Source organism: Micromonospora sp. NPDC002296, assembly GCF_040296145.1.
In the GTDB taxonomy this organism is placed as follows: Bacteria; Actinomycetota; Actinomycetes; order Mycobacteriales; family Micromonosporaceae; genus Micromonospora.
On the sequence record NZ_JBEOWQ010000023.1, the window covers coordinates 60,030 to 78,783 of the forward strand.

At 74.1% G+C, this 18,754-nt stretch carries 20 protein-coding genes; 16 read left to right on the forward strand and 4 right to left on the reverse strand.

Going from position 1 to position 18,754, the window contains the following annotated elements:
- Positions 1–28: 28 nt before the first annotated feature.
- Positions 29–637, reverse strand: a complete 609-nt coding sequence (locus ABT023_RS18915) for a DUF4870 domain-containing protein (protein WP_350887212.1) — start codon at positions 635–637, stop codon at positions 29–31.
- Positions 638–885: 248 nt separating this feature from the next.
- Here ABT023_RS18915 and hrcA point away from each other — a divergent pair, with 248 nt between their 5' ends.
- The 3 genes from hrcA to ABT023_RS18930 all read left to right on the forward strand — a co-directional run bounded on the left by hrcA (position 886) and on the right by ABT023_RS18930 (position 3,919).
- On the forward strand, positions 886–1,908 hold the full coding sequence (gene hrcA, locus ABT023_RS18920) for a heat-inducible transcriptional repressor HrcA (protein WP_350887215.1): 1,023 nt from the start codon (positions 886–888) through the stop codon (positions 1,906–1,908).
- Between the two features lie 74 nt (positions 1,909–1,982).
- A complete protein-coding gene (gene dnaJ / locus ABT023_RS18925; protein ID WP_350887218.1) occupies positions 1,983–3,128 on the forward strand; it encodes a molecular chaperone DnaJ in 1,146 nt (381 codons plus the stop codon).
- A gap of 56 nt (positions 3,129–3,184) precedes the next feature.
- Positions 3,185–3,919 carry a 16S rRNA (uracil(1498)-N(3))-methyltransferase gene (locus ABT023_RS18930; protein ID WP_350887220.1) on the forward strand — a complete coding sequence of 245 codons (735 nt, stop codon included), beginning with the start codon at positions 3,185–3,187 and terminating at the stop codon, positions 3,917–3,919.
- A gap of 9 nt (positions 3,920–3,928) precedes the next feature.
- On the opposite strand, the gene ABT023_RS18935 is transcribed toward ABT023_RS18930, so the two are convergent.
- Positions 3,929–4,690 (reverse strand): SDR family NAD(P)-dependent oxidoreductase, encoded by a 762-nt coding sequence (locus ABT023_RS18935; protein WP_350887222.1) that lies wholly within the window; start codon positions 4,688–4,690, stop codon positions 3,929–3,931.
- A 45-nt stretch (positions 4,691–4,735) separates the two neighbouring features.
- On the opposite strand from ABT023_RS18935, the gene ABT023_RS18940 reads away from it, so the two are divergent.
- The 10 genes from ABT023_RS18940 (at position 4,736) to ABT023_RS18985 (ending at position 13,419) form a co-directional block, all read left to right on the forward strand.
- Positions 4,736–5,086: a histidine triad nucleotide-binding protein gene (locus ABT023_RS18940; protein WP_350887224.1), complete on the forward strand. Its 351-nt coding sequence runs from the start codon at positions 4,736–4,738 to the stop codon at positions 5,084–5,086.
- Between the two features lie 40 nt (positions 5,087–5,126).
- Positions 5,127–6,467 (forward strand): serine hydrolase domain-containing protein, encoded by a 1,341-nt coding sequence (locus ABT023_RS18945; RefSeq protein WP_502890717.1) that lies wholly within the window; start codon positions 5,127–5,129, stop codon positions 6,465–6,467.
- Between the two features lie 177 nt (positions 6,468–6,644).
- Positions 6,645–7,709 (forward strand): PhoH family protein, encoded by a 1,065-nt coding sequence (locus ABT023_RS18950; protein ID WP_350887228.1) that lies wholly within the window; start codon positions 6,645–6,647, stop codon positions 7,707–7,709.
- A 9-nt stretch (positions 7,710–7,718) separates the two neighbouring features.
- Positions 7,719–8,192, forward strand: a complete 474-nt coding sequence (gene ybeY, locus ABT023_RS18955) for an rRNA maturation RNase YbeY (protein WP_350887230.1) — start codon at positions 7,719–7,721, stop codon at positions 8,190–8,192.
- Complete coding sequence (locus tag ABT023_RS18960) at positions 8,168–9,586, forward strand: hemolysin family protein (RefSeq protein WP_350887319.1); 1,419 nt, start codon at positions 8,168–8,170, stop codon at positions 9,584–9,586. The genes ybeY and ABT023_RS18960 overlap by 25 nt, the downstream gene beginning before the upstream one ends.
- Entirely contained in the window at positions 9,579–9,965 is a 387-nt protein-coding gene (locus tag ABT023_RS18965; RefSeq protein WP_350887233.1) for a cytidine deaminase-like protein, read from the forward strand. The genes ABT023_RS18960 and ABT023_RS18965 overlap by 8 nt, the downstream gene beginning before the upstream one ends.
- The gene (era, locus tag ABT023_RS18970; RefSeq protein ID WP_350887236.1) at positions 9,962–11,029 is read left to right on the forward strand and encodes a GTPase Era; all 1,068 of its coding nucleotides are present in this window, start codon (positions 9,962–9,964) and stop codon (positions 11,027–11,029) included. Before ABT023_RS18965 ends, era begins: the two co-directional genes overlap by 4 nt.
- Before the next feature lie 142 nt (positions 11,030–11,171).
- Entirely contained in the window at positions 11,172–11,954 is a 783-nt protein-coding gene (locus tag ABT023_RS18975) for a helix-turn-helix domain-containing protein (RefSeq protein ID WP_350887239.1), read from the forward strand.
- Positions 11,951–12,133, forward strand: a complete 183-nt coding sequence (locus ABT023_RS18980) for a DUF397 domain-containing protein (protein ID WP_350887242.1) — start codon at positions 11,951–11,953, stop codon at positions 12,131–12,133. The genes ABT023_RS18975 and ABT023_RS18980 overlap by 4 nt, the downstream gene beginning before the upstream one ends.
- Before the next feature lie 137 nt (positions 12,134–12,270).
- Positions 12,271–13,419, forward strand: a complete 1,149-nt coding sequence (locus tag ABT023_RS18985; RefSeq protein ID WP_350887245.1) for an acyltransferase family protein — start codon at positions 12,271–12,273, stop codon at positions 13,417–13,419.
- Here ABT023_RS18985 and ABT023_RS18990 read toward each other — a convergent pair.
- A complete protein-coding gene (locus ABT023_RS18990) occupies positions 13,406–14,245 on the reverse strand; it encodes a DUF4097 family beta strand repeat-containing protein (protein WP_350887248.1) in 840 nt (279 codons plus the stop codon). The genes ABT023_RS18985 and ABT023_RS18990 overlap by 14 nt on opposite strands.
- 99 nt (positions 14,246–14,344) lie before the next feature.
- Here ABT023_RS18990 and recO point away from each other — a divergent pair, with 99 nt between their 5' ends.
- From recO to ABT023_RS19005, 3 genes are all read left to right on the forward strand, one after another.
- The gene (gene recO / locus ABT023_RS18995) at positions 14,345–15,160 is read left to right on the forward strand and encodes a DNA repair protein RecO (protein ID WP_350887251.1); all 816 of its coding nucleotides are present in this window, start codon (positions 14,345–14,347) and stop codon (positions 15,158–15,160) included.
- A gap of 8 nt (positions 15,161–15,168) precedes the next feature.
- The gene (locus ABT023_RS19000) at positions 15,169–15,969 is read left to right on the forward strand and encodes an isoprenyl transferase (protein WP_350887322.1); all 801 of its coding nucleotides are present in this window, start codon (positions 15,169–15,171) and stop codon (positions 15,967–15,969) included.
- 68 nt (positions 15,970–16,037) lie between these two features.
- Positions 16,038–16,223, forward strand: coding sequence for a hypothetical protein (locus ABT023_RS19005; protein ID WP_350887253.1), 186 nt, complete (start codon positions 16,038–16,040; stop codon positions 16,221–16,223).
- Between the two features lie 64 nt (positions 16,224–16,287).
- Here the strand turns inward: ABT023_RS19005 and gnd are convergent, their stop codons facing one another.
- Complete coding sequence (gene gnd, locus ABT023_RS19010; RefSeq protein WP_350887255.1) at positions 16,288–17,730, reverse strand: NADP-dependent phosphogluconate dehydrogenase; 1,443 nt, start codon at positions 17,728–17,730, stop codon at positions 16,288–16,290.
- Between the last annotated feature and the right edge of the window lie 1,024 nt (positions 17,731–18,754).

An 18,754-nucleotide genomic window follows, 5' to 3' on the forward strand; every position in this document is an offset into this window, starting at 1 on the left:
GACCGGCCGGGGGAGCGGCCGGCCGGGGTCACTTGATCAGGCTGACGGTCATCGGGTAGCGGTAGGGGGTGCCCTCGTTCGCCTTGATGCCGGCGATGATGCCGAAGATGATGCCGATGATCATGGCGGCGAACCCGATCAGCAGGCCCACCAGGATGCAGGTGAGGATCCAGCCGATCAGGGCGATGACGGACCAGAGGAGCTGGAAGTTCAGCGCCGCCACCGCGTGGGCGCGGACCGTGGGCGACTGGTTGCCCCGGGCGAGGAGGGCGATCAGCGGCGCGAGCCAGCCGAGCATGCCGCCGCCCATGAACATTCCCGCCGCGCCACCGAAGTGGGCGACCAGGATCCAGGTCTTGTCCTCGTTGTTGGCGTAGCCGCCGGAGGGCGCACCGCCGGTCGGATATCCGCCACCGGGCGAAAAGCCACCGGGGGGCGGGTAGCCGCCCGCTGAGGGCTGGCCGCCGGAGGGCGGCGGATAGCCACCGGGCGGGGGATAGCCGCCCGCCCCGGGTGCGCCGGACAGTGGTGCGGTGGGGGGCTCGTACGACGAGCCGTACGGTGCTGACGGCGGGTTGCCCTCGGGCGGGTAGCCGCCCGGGTCGCCCGCTCCGGGAGGGCGAGGTGGTTCAGTCATGCACGTCACGGTAGGGGCTGCCGACAAGTGGGCACCAGAGCGACACTGGTCGGGTACGAGGGGATGATCGGCCGGCGTCCCGGGTGCCGCGGCCGGACCGACGGTCCGTCTGTGATCTTACCGACGACGGGGCAGCCGACGTAGACTGGCACTCATTACAGTCGAGTGCCAGGCCTCGCCGGCCTGCGGGCAGGCCCCGGGGCGTCGCCGCGACGACGGGCACCGACGTGCGACAGGAGGTAAGGGGAGTGGGTCTCGACGACCGTAAGCTCGCCGTGCTCCGCGCGATCGTCGAGGACTACGTCGCCACTCAGGAGCCGGTCGGCAGCAAGGCCCTGGTCGAGCGCCACCAGCTCGGCGTCTCCCCGGCGACCGTCCGCAACGACATGGCGGTGCTGGAGGAGGAGGGGTACATCCGGCAGCCGCACACCAGCGCCGGGCGGGTGCCCACCGACCGGGGCTACCGGCTCTTCGTCGACCGGCTCTCCCGGGTCAAGCCGCTCAGCCCGGCCGAGCGCCGGGCCATCGAGCGCTTCCTGGTCGGCGCGGTCGACCTGGACGACGTGGTGCACCGCACGGTCCGGCTGCTGGCCCAGCTCACCCGGCAGGTCGCCGTGGTGCAGTACCCGTCGCTGGCCCGGTCCTCGGTGCGGCACCTGGAGCTGGTGCCGATCTCCACCACCCGGCTGATGCTGGTGATGATCGCCGACACGGGGCGGGTCGAGCAGCGGCTGGTCGAGCTGCCCGCGCCGGTCCCCGCCGACGTCGTCACCGACCTGCGCCGGCTGGTCAACGAGAAGCTGGTCGGCAGCCGGCTGTCGGAGACCCCGCCGCTGGTGCAGGCCCTGGTCGAGGAGTCGGCGGCGCACCTGCGCCCGGCCATGACCACGCTGTCCACGGTGCTGCTGGAGACGCTGGTCGAGCGGCACGAGGAGCGCATCGCGCTGGCCGGCACCGCCAACCTGACCCGGGGCGGCCTGCTGGACTTCCAGGGTTCGCTGCGGCCGATCCTGGAGGCCCTGGAGGAGGAGGTGGTGATGCTCAAACTCATCGGCGAGGCCGAGTCGACCACCACCCGGGTGCTGATCGGCGACGAGAACGAGATCGACAACCTGCGCGCCGCCTCGGTGGTGAGCACCGGGTACGGGTCGGGGGCGGCCGCGCTCGGCGGCCTGGGCGTGCTCGGCCCCACCCGGATGGACTACCCCGGCACCATCGCCACGGTGCGGGCCGTGGCACGCTACGTGGGCGAGCTGCTGGCCCAGAACTGACCAGTCAGGGCCGACGGCCGGCTCCGGCCGCCGACCGGCGCAACGCGAGACGAACATGAGGACACGGGAACGCAGTGGCCAGGGACTACTACGGCATCCTCGGCGTAGGCCGGGAAGCCTCCGACGACGAGATCAAGCGCGCCTACCGCAAGCTGGCGCGGCAGTTCCACCCGGACGTGAATCCGGACCCGGAGGCACAGGAGAAGTTCAAGGACATCAACGCCGCGTACGAGGTCCTCTCGGACGACCGGAAACGGCAGATCGTCGACCTGGGCGGTGACCCGTTGGCCCCGGGCGGCGGGGGCGCCGGCCCGGGCGGGCCCGGCGGGGCCGGCCCGTTCGTCGGCTTCCAGGACATCATGGACGCCTTCTTCGGCGGCGCGGCTGGCGGCGCGCGCGGGCCGCGCCCGCGTACCCGGCCGGGGGCCGACGCGATCCTGCGGCTCGAGCTGGACCTGCACGAGACGGCGTTCGGCGTCGAGGCGCCGATCACCGTCGACACCGCCGTGCTCTGCACCACCTGCTCCGGCGCGGGCACCGCCGCCGGCACCCATCTGGCCACCTGCGAGGCGTGCGGCGGCCGGGGCGAGGTCCAGTCGGTGCAGCGCACGTTCCTCGGCCAGGTGGTCTCCGCCCGGCCGTGCACGGTCTGCCAGGGGTACGGCACCACGATCCCGCACCCCTGCCCGACCTGCGCCGGCGACGGTCGGGTGCGTACCCGCCGCTCGCTGACCGTGAAGATCCCGGCCGGGGTCGAGGACGGCATGCGGATCCGGCTGGCCCAGCAGGGCGAGGTCGGCCCGGGCGGCGGCACCGCCGGCGACCTGTACGTGGAGATCCACGAGCGCACGCACGACGTCTACTCCCGCAAGGGCGACGACCTGCACTGCCGGGTGACCGTCCCGATGACCGCCGCCGCGCTCGGCACCCGGCTGACCATCAAGACGCTGGACAGCGAGGAGACGGTGGACGTCAAGGCCGGCACCCAGCCGGGCAGCACCCTGCGGCTGCGCGCCCGGGGCGTGCCGCACCTGCGCGGCACCGGCCGCGGCGACCTCTACGTCCACCTCGACGTGCGGACCCCGACCAAGCTCGACGCCGACCAGGAGAAGATGCTGCGCGACTTCGCCAAGACCCGGGGCGAGGAGGTCGCCGAGCTGTCCAAGCAGGGCGGCTTCTTCTCCCGGATGCGCGACGCGTTCAACGGGCACCCCTCCTGACCCCGGTCCTCCGGCCTCGCCGCCCCGGTTCCGCCGGGGCGGCTAACCTGATCGTCGTGTCCGCGCCGCTGTTCCTGGTCGAGTCGCTGCCCCCCGCTGCCCAGCTCACCCTGGACGGCCCCGAGGGGCATCACGCCGCCACCGTGCAACGGCTGCGGGTGGGCGAGGAACTGCTGCTCGCCGACGGCCGGGGCGGCACCGCGTCCGCCGTGGTCACCGCCGTCGGCCGGGGCAGCCTGGAGCTCGACATCACCTCCCGGGGGTACGTCGACGCGTCCGTGCCCCGGCTGGTGGTGGTGCAGGGCATCGCCAAGGGCGACCGGGGCGAGCTGGCCGTGCAGGCGATGACCGAGGTCGGGGTGGACGAGATCGTCCCCTGGGGGGCATCCCGCTCGGTGGTGCAGTGGCGCGGCGACCGGGGCGTCCGGGCGCGGGAGAAGTGGGTGGCCACCGCCCGGGAGGCGGCGAAGCAGGCCCGCCGGGCGTGGCTGCCGGTGCTGGCCGGGTCCCCCGACGAGTCCACCGCCACCGTGGCCCGGCGGATCGCCGGCTCCACCGCCGCGTTCGTCCTGCACGAGGAGGCCGACGACCGGCTGACCACCGTGGAGCTGCCCGACGCGGGCGAGATCGTGCTGGTCGTCGGCCCGGAGGGCGGCATCGCCGAGCCCGAGCTGGCCACCTTCGCCGCTGCGGGCGCCCGCCCGGTCCGCCTGGGCCCGTCGGTCCTGCGCACCTCCACGGCCGGCGTGGCCGCACTCTCGGTCCTCTCCACCCGCCTTACCCGCTGGTGACCCCGGGGGTCAGGTGCGGAGGTAGCTGGCACCGTTCAGGTCGATGATGGTGCCGGAGGTCCACTCCGCCTCAGGGCTGGTCAGCCAGTGGATGGTGGCGGCGATCTCGTCGGGGCGGGCCACCCGGTTGAACGGGCTCTGGGCGCGGATCGCCGCGCCCCGCTCGCCGGCCAGGTGCTCCGTGGTCATGTCCGTCTCCACGAAGCCGGGGGCCACCGTGGCCACCGCGATGCCGTACGGGGCGAGGGCCACCGCGAGGGACTGGCCGAGCGCGTTCAGCCCCGCCTTGCTGGCCCCGTACGCCGGCTGGTCCGGCTCGCCCCGGAACGCGCCCCGGGAGGAGACGTTGACGATCCGCCCGCCCCGCTCGCGCATGTGCTGGGCGGCGCACCAGGTCACGTTGGCCGCCCCGGTCAGGTTGGTCTCCAGCACCTGCCGCCAGCGCCGCTGCCAGTCGGCGTAGGACGTGCCGAAGACCGGGTGCGGGGCGTCCCGCTCGCCGTACACCCCGGCGTTGTTGACCAGCACGTCCAGGCCGCCGAGGCGGGCCGCCGCGTCGTCGACCATGGCCCGTACCGCGTCGGGGTCGGTCAGGTCCGCGCGGACCACGACGTGGCCGTCGCCCGGCAGTTCGGCGCGCAGCCGCTCGGCCGGCTCCGCCGAGTCCCGGTGGTGGATCGCCACCCGGTCCCCGCCCGCCGCGAACCTCGCCGCCACCGCGCGCCCGATGCCGCGCGAGGCCCCCGTCACCAGTACCGCCCGTGGAGTCACGCCGCCATCATGCCCGAGCAGGCCGGCACGCCTTACCATGCCCCGATGGGATCCGACTGCTTGTTCTGCCGAATCGTCGCCGGGGAGATCCCGGCCACCATCGTCCGGGAGACCGACACCACCCTGGCGTTCCGGGACATCTCCCCGAAGGCCCCGGTGCACGTGCTGGTCATCCCCAAGGAGCACTACGCCGACGTGGCCACCCTGGGCCAGGGCGACCCGGCGCTGGCAGGGGAGCTGCTGGCCGCGGCGGCCGTCGTGGCCGAGGACGAGGGGCTGCTCGGCGACGGCTACCGGCTGATGTTCAACACCGGGGCGTACGGGGGCCAGGAGGTCTTCCACGTCCACGCGCACGTGCTCGGCGGCGCGCCGCTCGGCCCGATGATCTGCCGGTAGGCGGGCGGTGGTGGGCGAGATCGACGGCCGCCTGGAGCGGATGGTGCGGCGGGTCCAGGCCGACGGGCGGGTGCCGGCCGTGTCGGCCGCCCTGCACCGGGCCGACCGGCCGCCGTGGACGTGCGCGGTCGGCGGCACCGGCAACGACGGCGTCCTCGGCCCGCAGACGCTGTTCCGGATCGGCTCGGTCACCAAGACCTTCACCGCCGTGCTGGTCCTGCAGTGCCGCGACGCGGGCCTGCTCGACCTGGACGACCCGGTGGGCCGGCACCTCGACGTCCCGGCGCACGCCGAGCTGACCGTGCGCCGGCTGCTGTCGCACACCTCGGGCCTGCAACGGGAGCCGCACGGCGACGTCTGGGACACCCTGGCCGCCCCCGACGTGGACGCGCTGCTGGCCGACCTGGCCCGGGCCGAGCGGGTGTTGCCGCCGGCCCGCCGCTACCACTACTCCAACCTCGGCATGGCGCTCCTCGGCCAGCTCGTCGCGCGGCTGCGCGGCGGCACCTGGGCCGAGGTGCTCGGCGAGCGGGTGCTCGCCCCGCTCGGCCTGGCCGCCACCACCGACCGGCCGGGCCCGGCGGCGGCCACCGGGTTCCTGGTCGACGCGTACTCCGACGAGGCGCACCCGGAGCCGCCGACCGACTTCGGCGCGGTCGGCCCGGCCGCCCAGCTCTGGAGCACCGCCTCGGACATGGCCCGGTGGGCGGCGTTCCTGGCCGACCCGGCGGCGCTGGACCCGGCCGGCGCGGTGCTCGCCCCGGCCACCCTGGACGAGATGCGCTGGCCGTTGACCGTCACCGACGAGACGTCCTGGGGAGCGGGCTTCGGGCTGGGGCTCATCCTCGTGCCGCAAGGCGAGCGGGTGGTGCACGTCGGGCACGACGGGGCGATGCCCGGCTTCCTGGCCGCCGTCTACGGCCGGCGCGGCGGCGACGGCACCGCCGGGGCGATGGGCGCGGCGGTGCTCGGCTCGTCCGGGACCGGGGTGCAGGTGATGGACCTGCCGCACCGGCTGCTCGCGGCGTCCGCCGAGCACGACCCGGCCGACGTCGAGCCGTGGCGGCCGGGGGAGCCCGCCCCGGCGCACCTGCGCGGGATGCTGGGCCGCTGGTGGGGCGAGGGCTTCGAGTACGTCTTCGGCTGGCACGACGGGGCCCTGCGGGCCCGGGGCGCGGACGACCCGGCGGGGAAGCCCCCGGCGGTCCTCGCCCCGGTGCCGGACCGGCCGGACGTGTTCCGCACCGTGTCCGGGCGGGAGGCCGGCGAGCTGCTCCGGCTGACCCGGGACGCGGACGGGACGGTGGTCCGGCTGCACTGGGCCACCTACCGGTTCACCCGGGCCCAGGAGACCTTCGACGGGTACGACTTCCGGCGCTGAGCCACCGGCCCGCCGCCCCCGGTGGCTCAGCGCGGCGGCGGGCCGGTGGCCCGGCAAAATGGGCGAGGTGCCGCCGAGCGGGAAACGATACGATGGGAGGCAACGTCCGACCGCCGGGCCAGCAGGTTTCGGCGCCGAGAGCGAGAGCAGGTGGCGCAGGGCCCCTCGGCCCGACCTATGACCGGCACCCCACCTCCCGGCCCGCCCCGGGTGCAGACCAGGATCACCGTTCCTGATTCCAAGATCATGGTCAACCTGCTGGGCGCGGGCGACGAGATCCTGCGACTCGTCGAACGCTCGGTCACCAGCGACGTGCACGTCCGCGGCAACGAGATCACCATCACCGGTGCCCCCGCGGACAACGCCCTCGCCGAGCGCTTGTTCAGCGAGCTGCTCGAACTGATCGAGAAAGGCGAGACCCTGACCACTGACGCCGTACGGCGTACCGCCAGCATGCTCGAGCAGGGCAGCGCCGAGCGGCCCGCCGAGGTCCTGACGCTCAACATCCTCTCCCGGCGCGGGCGCACCATCCGCCCCAAGACCCTCGGGCAGAAGCGCTACGTCGACGCCATCGACGCGCACACCATCGTCTTCGGTATCGGCCCGGCGGGCACCGGCAAGACGTACCTCGCCATGGCCAAGGCCGTCCAGGCGCTCCAGGCCAAGCAGGTCAACCGGATCATCCTCACCCGGCCGGCGGTCGAGGCGGGGGAGCGGCTCGGCTTCCTGCCCGGCACGCTGAACGAGAAGATCGACCCCTACCTGCGCCCGCTCTACGACGCGCTGCACGACATGCTCGACCCGGAGACGATCCCGAAGCTGATGGCGGCCGGGACCATCGAGGTCGCGCCGCTGGCGTACATGCGGGGGCGTACGCTCAACGACGCGTTCATCATCCTCGACGAGGCCCAGAACACCACGCCCGAGCAGATGAAGATGTTTCTCACCCGGCTCGGCTTCGGTTCCAAGATCGTGGTCACCGGCGACGTCACCCAGGTGGACCTTCCTAGCGGGACGACCAGCGGCCTGCGGATCGTCCGGGAGATCCTGGGGAACGTGGAGGACGTGCACTTCGCGCAGCTCTCCAGCTCCGACGTGGTGCGTCACCAGCTGGTCGGGGAGATCGTCGACGCGTACGCCCGCTGGGACGCCGAGCGGGAGAACCAGCAGGCGCAGGGCGTGCACGCCGTGCCGGGGCGGACCGCCCAGGGCGGTCGGGCCGGCCGGCGCCGCCAGACCTAGGGAACCCAGTTGTCCATCGAGATCGCCAACGAGTCCGGTGTCGAGGTCGACACCGACGCCGTGCTCGCCGTCGCCCGGTACGCCCTCGACGAGATGGGGGTCAACCCCCTCGCCGAGCTGTCCGTGCTGCTGGTCGACATCGACTACATGACCGAGCTGAACCACCGCTGGATGGGTGGCGACGGCCCGACCGACGTGCTCGCCTTCCCCATGGACGAGGGCAGCGTCGACCACGGGCCGGGCGAGACCAGCGCGTCCGGCGGAGAGCCGGCCCTGCTCGGCGACATCGTGCTCTGCCCCGAGGTGGCGGCCAAGCAGGCCGCGACCGCCGGCCACGCGGCGGCGGACGAGCTGCACCTGCTCACCGTGCACGGGGTCCTGCACCTGCTCGGGTACGACCACGCCGAGCCGGAGGAGGAGCGGGAGATGTTCGAGCTCCAGGCCCGCCTGCTGGCCGGCTGGCGGTCGACCCGGTCCCGGTGATGCCCACCCCGATATCGGCGGCCGGCGCCACCGCCGGCCTTCCCGACCTGCAACTGCTCGTCTTCGCGGCCGGGCTGGTGGTGCTCGCCGGCCTGATCGCGATGACCGAGGCGGCGCTCGCCGCGGTGTCCCCGGCCCGGGCGGCCGAGCTGGCCCGCGACGGAGCCCGGGGCGCCCGCACCCTCCAGGCGGTCGCCGGCGACGTGGTCCGCCACCTCAACCTGCTGCTGCTGCTCCGGCTGCTGGCCGAGTTGACCGCCACCACGCTGGTCGCGCTGGTGGCGGTCGACACGTTCGGTGCGGGCTGGCGGGCGGCCCTGATCACCGCCGGCGCGATGACCGTGATCAGCTTCGTGGTGGTCGGCGTCGGCCCGCGCACCATCGGCCGGCAGCACGCGTACGCGGTCGGCCGGGCGGTCGCCCCGCTGGTGCGCTGGCTCGGGCGGGCGCTCAATCCGCTCGCCTCGCTGCTGATCCTGATCGGTAACGCGGTCACCCCGGGGCGCGGCTTCCGGGAGGGGCCCTTTGCCACCCAGGTGGAGCTGCGTGAGCTGGTCGACCTGGCCGAGCAGCGCGGCGTCGTGGAGCACGGCGAGCGGCAGATGATCCACTCGGTCTTCGCGCTCGGCGACACCATCGCCCGCGAGGTGATGGTGCCGCGCACCGAGATGGTGTGGATAGAGGAGAGCAAGACCCTTTCCCAGGCCCTGACGCTGTTCCTGCGTTCCGGCTTCTCGCGCATCCCGGTGATCGGGGAGAGCGTCGACGACGTGCTGGGCGTGCTCTACCTGAAGGACCTGATCCGGCGTACCCGGGGTGGCGATCTCGCCACGGCCCGGCTGCCGGTGGCCGAGCTGATGCGCCCGGCGACGTTCGTCCCGGAGTCCAAGCCGGTCGACGACCTGCTGTCGGAGATGCAGGCGGCCCGCAACCACCTGGTCATCGTCGTCGACGAGTACGGCGGCACCGGCGGCCTGGTAACCATCGAGGACATCCTTGAGGAGATCGTCGGGGAGATCACCGACGAGTACGATGTCGAGCGCCCGCCGGTCGAGCGGCTGGAGGACGGTTCGGTGCGGGTCACCGCCCGGCTGCCGGTCGAGACCCTCGGCGAGCTGTTCGACGTCGAGCTGCCCGCCGACGAGGTCGAAACGGTCGGCGGCCTGCTCGCCCAGGCCCTGGGCCGGGTTCCGATCCCCGGCGCGGAGGCCGACGTGGCCACGCTCCGGCTGCACGCGGAGGGCACCACCGGCCGGCGCAACCGGATAGACACCGTGCTGGTCAGCCGGGTCGAGCCGACCGACCATCCCGACACCACCCCGGGGCGCGGCGAGCCCGCCGAGCACCGGGGCAACCAGAACCGATCCGAGGAGAGGCAATCCGCCGATGCCTGAGTCACCCGCCGCACCCGCAGCCCTGCCCACCCCGACCGCGCCGGTCGAGCTGACCGCCGAGGACGGCAAGCTGGTCGTCCTGGCGCGCGGCGCGCGGGGCCGGGTGGGCGCCGTGGAGGGAGCGGCGGTACGCGACCAGGACGGCCGCACGTACGCGGCGGCGAGCGTCTCGCTGCCCTCGCTCACCCTCACCGCCCTCCAGCTCGCGGTGGCCTCCGCCGTGGCGGCCGGGGCCACCCGACTGGAGGCCGCCGTGGTGGTGACCGAGGCGTCGACCCTGGACGGGGCCGGGCACGCCGCGGTCCGCGACCTGACCGCCGACGCGCCGGTCCACGTGGCCGCCCCGGACGGCACCGTCCTCGGCACGGTGGTCGAGTGACCGGCCGTCCCGCAGCCGGTCGCCGCGACGGCCGTCCCGCAACCGGTCGCCGCGACGGTCGTCCCGCTGCCGGCCGCCGCGACGGCGGGGGCGCTGCGGCCGGTGGCGGCCCGTCCGCCGGTGGCCGCGACGGCGGGGGCGCTGCCGCCGGTGGCCGCGCGTCCGGCGAAGGCGAGCCGGGGGCCAGCCCGTACCGGGCCGGGTTCGCCTGCTTCGTGGGCCGGCCGAACGCCGGCAAGTCGACGCTGACCAACGCCATCATCGGCACGAAGATCGCGATCACCTCGAACAAGCCGCAGACCACCCGGCACATCATCCGGGCCGTGCTGCACCGGCCGGAGTCGCAGCTCGTCCTGGTCGACACCCCGGGCCTGCACCGCCCCCGTACGCTGCTCGGCGAGCGCCTGAACGACCTGGTCCGCGCCACCTGGAGCGAGGTCGACGTGATCGGCCTGTGCATCCCGGCGAACGAGCCGGTCGGCCGGGGGGACCGGTTCATCACCGGCGAGCTGGCCGAGCTGAAGGCCACCGTGATGGCCGTGGTGACCAAGACCGACCTGGTGGACAAGCGGCAACTGGCCGAGCAGCTCCTCGCGGTCAGCAAGCTGGGCGAGTTCGCCGAGGTGGTGCCGGTCAGCGCGGTCTCCGGTCACCAGGTCGACACCCTGGTCGACGTGATGACGGGCTACCTGCCCGAGTCGCCGCAGCTCTACCCGGACGACATGCTCACCGAGGACCCGGAGCAGGTGCTGATCGCCGAGATGATCCGGGAGGCGGCCCTGGAGGGGGTCCGCGACGAGCTGCCGCACTCCATCGCCGTGGTGGTGGAGGAGATGATCCCCGAGGGTCAGCTCATGAAGATCTACGCCGACGTCTACGTCGAGCGGTCCAGCCAGAAGGCGATCGTGCTCGGTCACCAGGCCAGCCGGCTCAAGCAGGTCGGCATCACCGCCCGTCGGCAGATCGAGGAGCTGCTCGGCACCCGGGTCTACCTGGACCTGCACGTGCGGGTGGCGAAGGAGTGGCAGCGCGACCCCAACCAGCTCCGCAAGCTCGGCTTCTGACCCCGGTCCGCCCCGCGCGCCGTCGCCCGCCCCCGTCCCCGCCGGGCGGCGTGCGGGTCGTCGGCGCGCCGGGGCGGATCTGGGGAGTTTTGAGGAGTGTCGGAGATTGCGCGCCGCAACCAGGGCTTCTTACTGTCCGTACATGAACCCGACACAATTCCTCAGTTACGAGCTGCGCGCGGTCCGGCAGCGGATGGGCCTGACCCAGAGCGACTTCGGTCGGGCCATCCACTTCTCGGACTCGCACGTCTCGGCGGTGGAGACCGGGCACCGGCCGCCCCGCGCGGACTACTGCCGACGGGTGGACGAGGCGGCCGGCACCGGGCGGCTCTACCAGGGGCTGCTGCGCCTGGTCAGCCTGGACACCGCCCCGTCGTGGCTGGTGCCCTGGCTGGAGTACGAGGCGCAGGCGACCGCGCTGCGCTCGTACGAGCCGTTGGTGATCCCGGGGCTGTTGCAGACCGAGGAGTACGCCCGGGCGATCCTGGCGACCGGGCTGGCCCCGCCCGAGGAGCAGGCCCGGACGCTGGAGCTGCGGATGGGCCGCCCGGCGCTGGTGTTCGACCGCGACTCGCCCCCGCTGACCACCTTCGTCATCGACGAGACGGTGCTGCGCCGGGGGCCGGCGGAGGTGCTGCGCCCGCAGTTGGCGCACCTGCTGGCGATGAGCGAGCGGCCCCGCGTCCTGATCCACGTCGTGCCCGCGACGGCCGGGCTTTACCTCGGCCAGTCCGGCGCGTTCGTGCTGGCCAGCCTGGCCGACGGGGATCCGGTCGGCTACCTCGATGACCAGCTCGCGGGGCGGGTGGTGCTGGACCCGGAGCACGTTGCCGCGCTGGAGCGGACGTGGGAGGCTGTCCGGGCCGAGGCCCTGCCGCGCGCCCAGTCGCGCGACCTGATCAGGAAGCTGGTGGACGAGCGATGACCGATCCGCGCTGGCGCACGTCGACCCGGTCGAGCGCGAACGGCGGCAACTGCGTCGAGGTGGCCGACAACCTGCCGGGGCGGGTCCTGGTGCGCGACAGCAAGGACGTCGCCGGCCCGGTGCTCGCGTTCACCCCGGGGGGCTGGCGTTGCTTCGTCGCCGCCCCGCCGTCCCGCTGATCCACCCCCGGCGCGGTCCCGGGTCAGGCCCGGGTATGGATTTTTTCACTTTCAGCCCGTGATGGTGGGCGTTTGCCGGCGTCCGGTCGGAGGGTAGGGAACGTTTGCGCCCTGCCCCCTGACATTGAAGCAGGCTGATGCGAAACCGATACCTGGACCTGCTGCGCTTCCTGGCGATCATCCGCGTCGTGGTCTACCACGTGACCGGATGGGGCACGCTGACGCTGCTCTTCCCGGCCATGTCGGTGATGTTCGCGCTTGCCGGATCGCTCATGGCGGCGTCGCTGGACAGGTCCGGGGCGCCGGCGGTGGGCCGGCGGCTGCGCCGCCTGCTGCCGTCGCTGTGGGTGGTGGCCGCGATCTTCGTACCCGCCATGCTGCTCACCGGGCTGCCGCTGACGCCGAAGGTGCTGCTCTGGGCGTTCCCCGTGGCCGACCCACCGGCCAACTACTGGGGGGCGCTGGCGCTCAGCCCGATCTGGTACCTGCGCGACTACCTCTGGTTCGTGTTCGCCTCGCCCCTCGCGCTCTGGCTGTTCCGGCGGGCACCGTGGCCCACCCTGCTCGCCCCGTACGCCCTGCTGGCCGCGATCGAGGTCGGCATGCTGCCGAACGCGCCGACGGTGCTGCGGGACTTCGGCCTGTACTTCGGGGCCTGGCTGCTCGGCTTCGCCCACCACGACGGCCTGCTGCGCCGCACGGCCACCCGGGTGCTGGTCCCGACCGCGCTCGCCCTCGGCGCCGCCGGGGCGGCCTGGATCGTCACCCACCCCGGCCCCCGGGGGTACGACCTGAACGACATGCCGCTGGGCAACGCGCTCTGGTCGGCGGCGTTCATCCTGGTGGCGATCGGCCGGGCCCCGACGTCGGCGGCCTGGGTGGACCGCAACGCGCTGCTCGGCCGCGCGGTGACCGTGCTGAACCGGCGGGCGCTGACCTGCTACCTCTGGCACATGCCGTTCGTGGTGGCGCTCACCCCGCTGGTCGACGTCGTCGGCTGGTCCCACCAGGACCCGGTCGGGCTGGCGATCCGGGTGGCGCTGGTCTTCGCGCTGGTCGGCGTGGCCACCGTGCTGTTCGGCTGGGTGGAGGACGTGGCGGCCCGCCGGCCCCCGGAGCTGATCCCGGGCGGCCGACCCCGCCCGGCGGCCCGCAATCCCGTGCCGGTCAGCCCCGTCCCGGCCGGCGGTTCCGTCGTGCCGGTCAGTCCCGCTCCGGCGGGGCGGGCGGTGGTGCCGGCGCCCCGGGCCTCCGAGGAGCACACCCTCAGGATCAGCGTGCGCTGACCGTCACGTTCCCGCTGCCGGCGGCGACGTCGATCAGCAGTGGCGCGGCAGGGTCGTCCGGGACGCCGAGGTCGGCATCGCCCGACCCGACGCTCGACCGCACCCGGTACCGGCCGGCGGGCACGATCAGGTCCACGTTCCCGCTGTCGGCGTGGGCCCGCGCCGAGGCGGGGGCGGACAGGTCCACGTCGACGTTGCCCGAGCCGGTCTCGGCGTCGACCTGACCGCTGAGGCCTCGCCCCGTGATGTTGCCGGAGCCGGCCCGCAGGACGGCCGGACCGGGCACGTCGTCCACCTCCACGTTGCCGGAACCGGTCTCGGCCCGTACCGGGCCGGCGGCCCCGTCGATGCGCATGTTGCCCGAGCCGAGCCGCAGCTCGACCGCGCCGACCTTGGTCAGGGTGATGTCGCCCGAGCCGCCCTCGCCGCGCACCGCCGTCCCCGGGGGCACGGTCACGTCGTACGACACCGAGCAGCGGCGTCCGCAGTCGGTGTCCAGCACCAGCTCGTCGCCGTGCACCTCGTGCCGGGTGTCGGGCTGGGCGCCGTGGTAGCGCAGCACCCGCTTGACGCGTACCTGCCCGGTCGGGCCGGTGCCGCGTACCGTCACCTCGCCCGAACCCGGGCGGACGACGACCCGGGCCACGGCGGCGGTCTCGGTGGTGTCGAAGTCGAGCTGGCGCATCGACAGGGTGTCGCATCCGGCGACGAGGATCAGTGCGGCGGCGGCGCCGACGGCGACGGCGGTGCGCGGCACCGTCCGGCGGACGGCGGCGCGGCGGGGCGTGGCGGCCCGGGCGGGCGCGGCGGTGGGATGCGGAGCCATGCCGGCACGCTACGGCCGGGCCGGCCCGGGGCGCATCCGGGATCGCGCGCCGGCTACCCCGAACCGACCCTGATTTCGCACCCCGAGGAGAATGACCGGATGCCCGGGTACCGCCGACAGCTCTACCGCGACGATGCGGTGGTGCTGCGCGTGCAGAAGCTCGGCGAGTCCGACCGGATCATCACCCTGCTCACCCGCCGGCACGGCCGGCTCCGCGCCGTGGCCCGGGGGGTCCGCCGCACCACCAGCAAGTTCGGCGCCCGGCTGGAGCCGTTCGGCCACGTCGACGTGCAGCTCGCCGGCGACCCGAAGGGCAACACCGGCAGCTCGCTGCACAGCGTCAGCCAGGTCGAGGGGATCGACCTGTACGGCAAGCGGTTCCTCGGCGACTACCCGCGCTACACGGCGGCCAGCGCGATCGCCGAGACGGCCGAGCGGCTCACCCCCGTCGAGCGGGAGCCCTCGCTGCGGCTGTTCCAGCTCACCCTCGGCGCGCTGAAGTCCCTCTCCCGGGGCGACCACGCCACCACGCTGGTGCTCGACGCGTACCTGCTGCGCGGGATGACCCTCGCGGGTTGGGCCCCCGCGCTGACCGCGTGCGCGGTCTGCGGCACCCCGGGGCGGCACCGGGCGTTCTCCGTCCCGGCGGGCGGCGCGGTCTGCCCGGACTGCCGGCCCCCCGGCGCGGCCCACCCCGCCCCGGCCACCGTCGACCTGATGTCCGCGCTGACCACCGGCGACTGGGTGCTCGCCGACGCCACCGAGACCGGCGTACGCCGGGAGTGCAGCGGCCTGGTCGCGGCGCACCTGCAGTGGCACCTGGAGCGCGCGCTACGCTCGCTGCCGCTGGTCGACCGGGGTGCTCCGGTCGCCGGCCCGGGGGTGCCGGACGCGAGCAGGGAGAGAGCCGAGTGATCCGATCGATGAGGGCCGGCCGGCGCGAGCCGGTGCCGCCGACTCCGCACCCGTCGGGCGCCCGGCCCCCGGCGCTGCCCCCCGCAGCGGTGCCCCGGCACGTCGCCGTGGTGATGGACGGCAACGGCCGGTGGGCCAAGGAGCGCGGGCTGCCCCGCACCAAGGGCCACGAGGCGGGCGAGTTCAGCCTCTTCGACACCATCGAGGGCGCGATCGAGCTGGGCGTGCCCTACCTCTCGGCGTACGCGTTCTCCACGGAGAACTGGCGGCGCTCGCCCGACGAGGTCCGGTTCCTGATGGGCTTCAACCGGGACGTCATCCGCCGCCGCCGCGACCAACTCGTCGACCTCGGCGTCCGGGTGGTCTGGTCCGGCCGGGCCGGGCGGCTGTGGAAGAGCGTCATCTCCGAGTTGCAGACCGCCGAGGAGATGTCCCGGGGGAACTCGACGCTGACCCTCCAGTTCTGCGTCAACTACGGCGGGCAGGCGGAGATCGCCGACGCCGTCGCCGCGATCGCCCGCGACGTGGCGGCCGGCCGGCTCGACCCGGGCAAGGTCAACGAGAAGCTGATCGCGAAGTACCTCTACCACCCGGAGATCCCCGAGGTGGACCTCTTCCTTCGCCCGTCCGGCGAGGAGCGGATCTCCAACTTCCTGCTCTGGCAGACCGCGTACGCGGAGCTGGTGTTCCTCGACACCCTCTGGCCGGACTTCGACCGCCGCCACCTCTGGTACGCCTGCGAGCTGTACGCCCAGCGGGACCGGCGCTTCGGCGGGGCGCTGCCCAACCCGGTCGCCCCGTCGACCTGAGCCAGGCTTACCGGCGAGCCCGGCTGGGTATCACCTTCTCAGCAGCCACGACACGGAGGTGAACCCACATGATTCAGAAGCGGATAGGCCAGTGGGCGGTCATGGCGGTCGCCGTGCCGCTGGCCGCGGCCGGAGCTCGCCGGCTCAGCCACACCCTGGAGGCCCGGCGCGGCCCGACCGGCGTGAGCCGGGTGCTCAGCAAGGGCGCCGACCTGCTGCGCCCGCAGAAGGCGAAGCGCCGCCGGTTCTGGTGAGCCGTCCGTCAACGCCGCCCCCGCACCGGGGGCGGCGCTGACGCGTTTCAGCGCGGCGCGCGCGTCACGCCCGCACCTCGGAGCGGTCGCCGCCCCACAGCGTGTGGAACGACCCATCCCGGTCCACCCGCTGGTAGGTGTGCGCGCCGAAGTTGTCCCGCAGCCCCTGGATCAGCGCGGCGGGCAGCCGCTGGGCGCGCAGCCCGTCGAAGTACGCCAGCGACGAGGAGAACGCCGGAGTCGGCACGCCGGCCCGGGCCGCGTCGACCACCACCCGTCGCCAACTCGGCACGCCGGCGCTGACCGCCTCGGCGAACCACGGCGCCACCAGCAGTGACGGCAGCTCCGGCTCGGCGTCGTACGCCTCCTTGATCCGGTCCAGGAAGCGGGCCCGGATGATGCAGCCGCCCCGCCAGATCGTCGCGGTGCCGCCCAGGTCGATGTCCCAGTCGTACTCCCGGCTGCCGGCGCGGATGTGGTCGAAGCCCTGCGCGTACGCGACGATCTTGCTGGCCAGCAGTGCGCGCCGCACGTCCTCGACGAAGGCGTCCCGGTCCTCGACCTGCCACTTCTCCCCGGCGTCGCCGAACGCCCGGCGGGCGGCCTCGCGCTGGTCGGCGTGCCCGGACAGCGACCGGGCGAAGGTGGCCTCGGCGATGCCGGTGATCGGGATGCCCAGGTCCAGCGCGCTCTGCACCGTCCAGCGGCCGGTGCCCTTCTGTTCGGCCTGGTCCAGCACGACGTCGACGAACGCCCGCCCGGTCGCCGCATCGGTGTGCCCCAGCACCTCGGCGGTGATCTCGATGAGGAACGACTCCAGCTCGCCGGCGTTCCACTCCCGGAAGATGTCCGCGATCTCCGCCGGGCTCGCCGACAGCCCGGCCCGAAGCAGGTCGTACGCCTCCGCGATGAGCTGCATGTCGGCGTACTCGATGCCGTTGTGCACCATCTTCACGAAGTGGCCCGCGCCGTCCGGGCCGATGTGCCGGCAGCACGGCGTGCCGTCGACCTGGGCGGCGATCTTCTCGAACATCGGGCCGAGCTTCGCGTACGACTCGGCGGAGCCGCCCGGCATGATGCTCGGCCCGCGCAGCGCGCCCTCCTCGCCGCCCGACACGCCGGTGCCGGAGAAGTGCAGCCCGTGCCCGCGCAGCGCCTCCTCCCGTCGCCGGGTGTCGGCGAAGTGGGCGTTGCCGCAGTCGACGACGATGTCGCCCTCCTCCAGCAGCGGGACGAGCTCGTCGATCACCGCGTCCGTCGGGGCACCGGCCTTGACCATCACGATCACCGCGCGGGGGCGCTCCAGCGACGCCACGAAGTCCGCGAGGGACTCCGACGGCACGAACGTGCCCTCGTCGCCGTGCTCGGCGACCAGGCTCCGGGTGCGCTCCGGGGACCGGTTGTGCACCGCCACCGTGAACCCGTTGCGGGCCAGGTTGCGGGCCAGGTTCCGGCCCATCACCGCCAGCCCGGTCACGCCGATCTGCGCCCTCGCCTGCTGCGTCATCCGTTTCCGCCGCCTCTCGCGTCGCCCGTGGTGCTGCGACCGTATCGCGGTGGGCGGACGGCGGGGCCCGGTGCCGGACGCGGTGCCACGATGTGGTGCCGGACGCGGTGCCCTGATGTGGTGCCGGACGCCGGTGTCATGATGCGGTGGCGTCCGGGCGGGATGTGCTGGCGGCCCGGCGGCTTGTGTCCGGCCGGTGGCGGTCCGGCGGGTGGCGGTCCGGCGGGTGGCGGCCCGGCCGGTGGCGGCCCACGACCGGTAATTCGGGTGCGGTGGGCGGGACGGCCGGCTACCGTCACGTACATGCGTAACTGACGCCCCTCTTTCGGAAGCCGACCCGCCGTTCTCGCCGCGGGTCCGCTGTTCCGGGCGTCCGCATTCCACCGCCGCCGTTGCGCGCGGTGCCTGTTGTGGCCGGATGCCCGGGCGCTCCCCGTTCCGTTCGCCCCGCCGTCGCCAGGCGGCAGCGCCGCGCCGCGCAGTCGGCGTCAGCAGCTCGCCGTGCGGCCGGCACCAGCAGTCAGGAGGCCGGGTATGCCAGCCAAGCCCAGTTCCCGCAAGCCCCGCAAGTCCCGCAAGCCGTCCCCGAGTCCGTCCACGGGCTCGTTCCCGAGTCCGTCCACGGGCTCGTTCCCGAGTCCGTCCACGGGCTCGTTCCCGAGTCCGTCCACGGGCTCGTCCCCGAGTCCGTCCCCGAGTCCGTCGACGGGCTCGTCTCCGCCGGAGGTGACCGCGCCGGGCCTCGGCGTCGCGGCGGCTGCTTCCCCTCAGCCGGGGACGGCGTCTCCGCTCCTGTCGCCCGCGGTGGAGTCGCTCCGCGTATCGCCGCCGGCGGAGCCCCTGGACGTGTCGCCCACCGTGGAGACGCCGCCCCCGCCGAGGACCGGCCCGCCGGTCGGCGGGTCCAAGTTCCCCGCCGGCCGTACCCAGCGCGCCGGCCAGACCCGCCGATACGCCTTCCGCCGCAGCTGATCCGCACCCTCCGGGCTGGAGCCTGGTCGAAGTCGACCTACCTCGGCTCGGC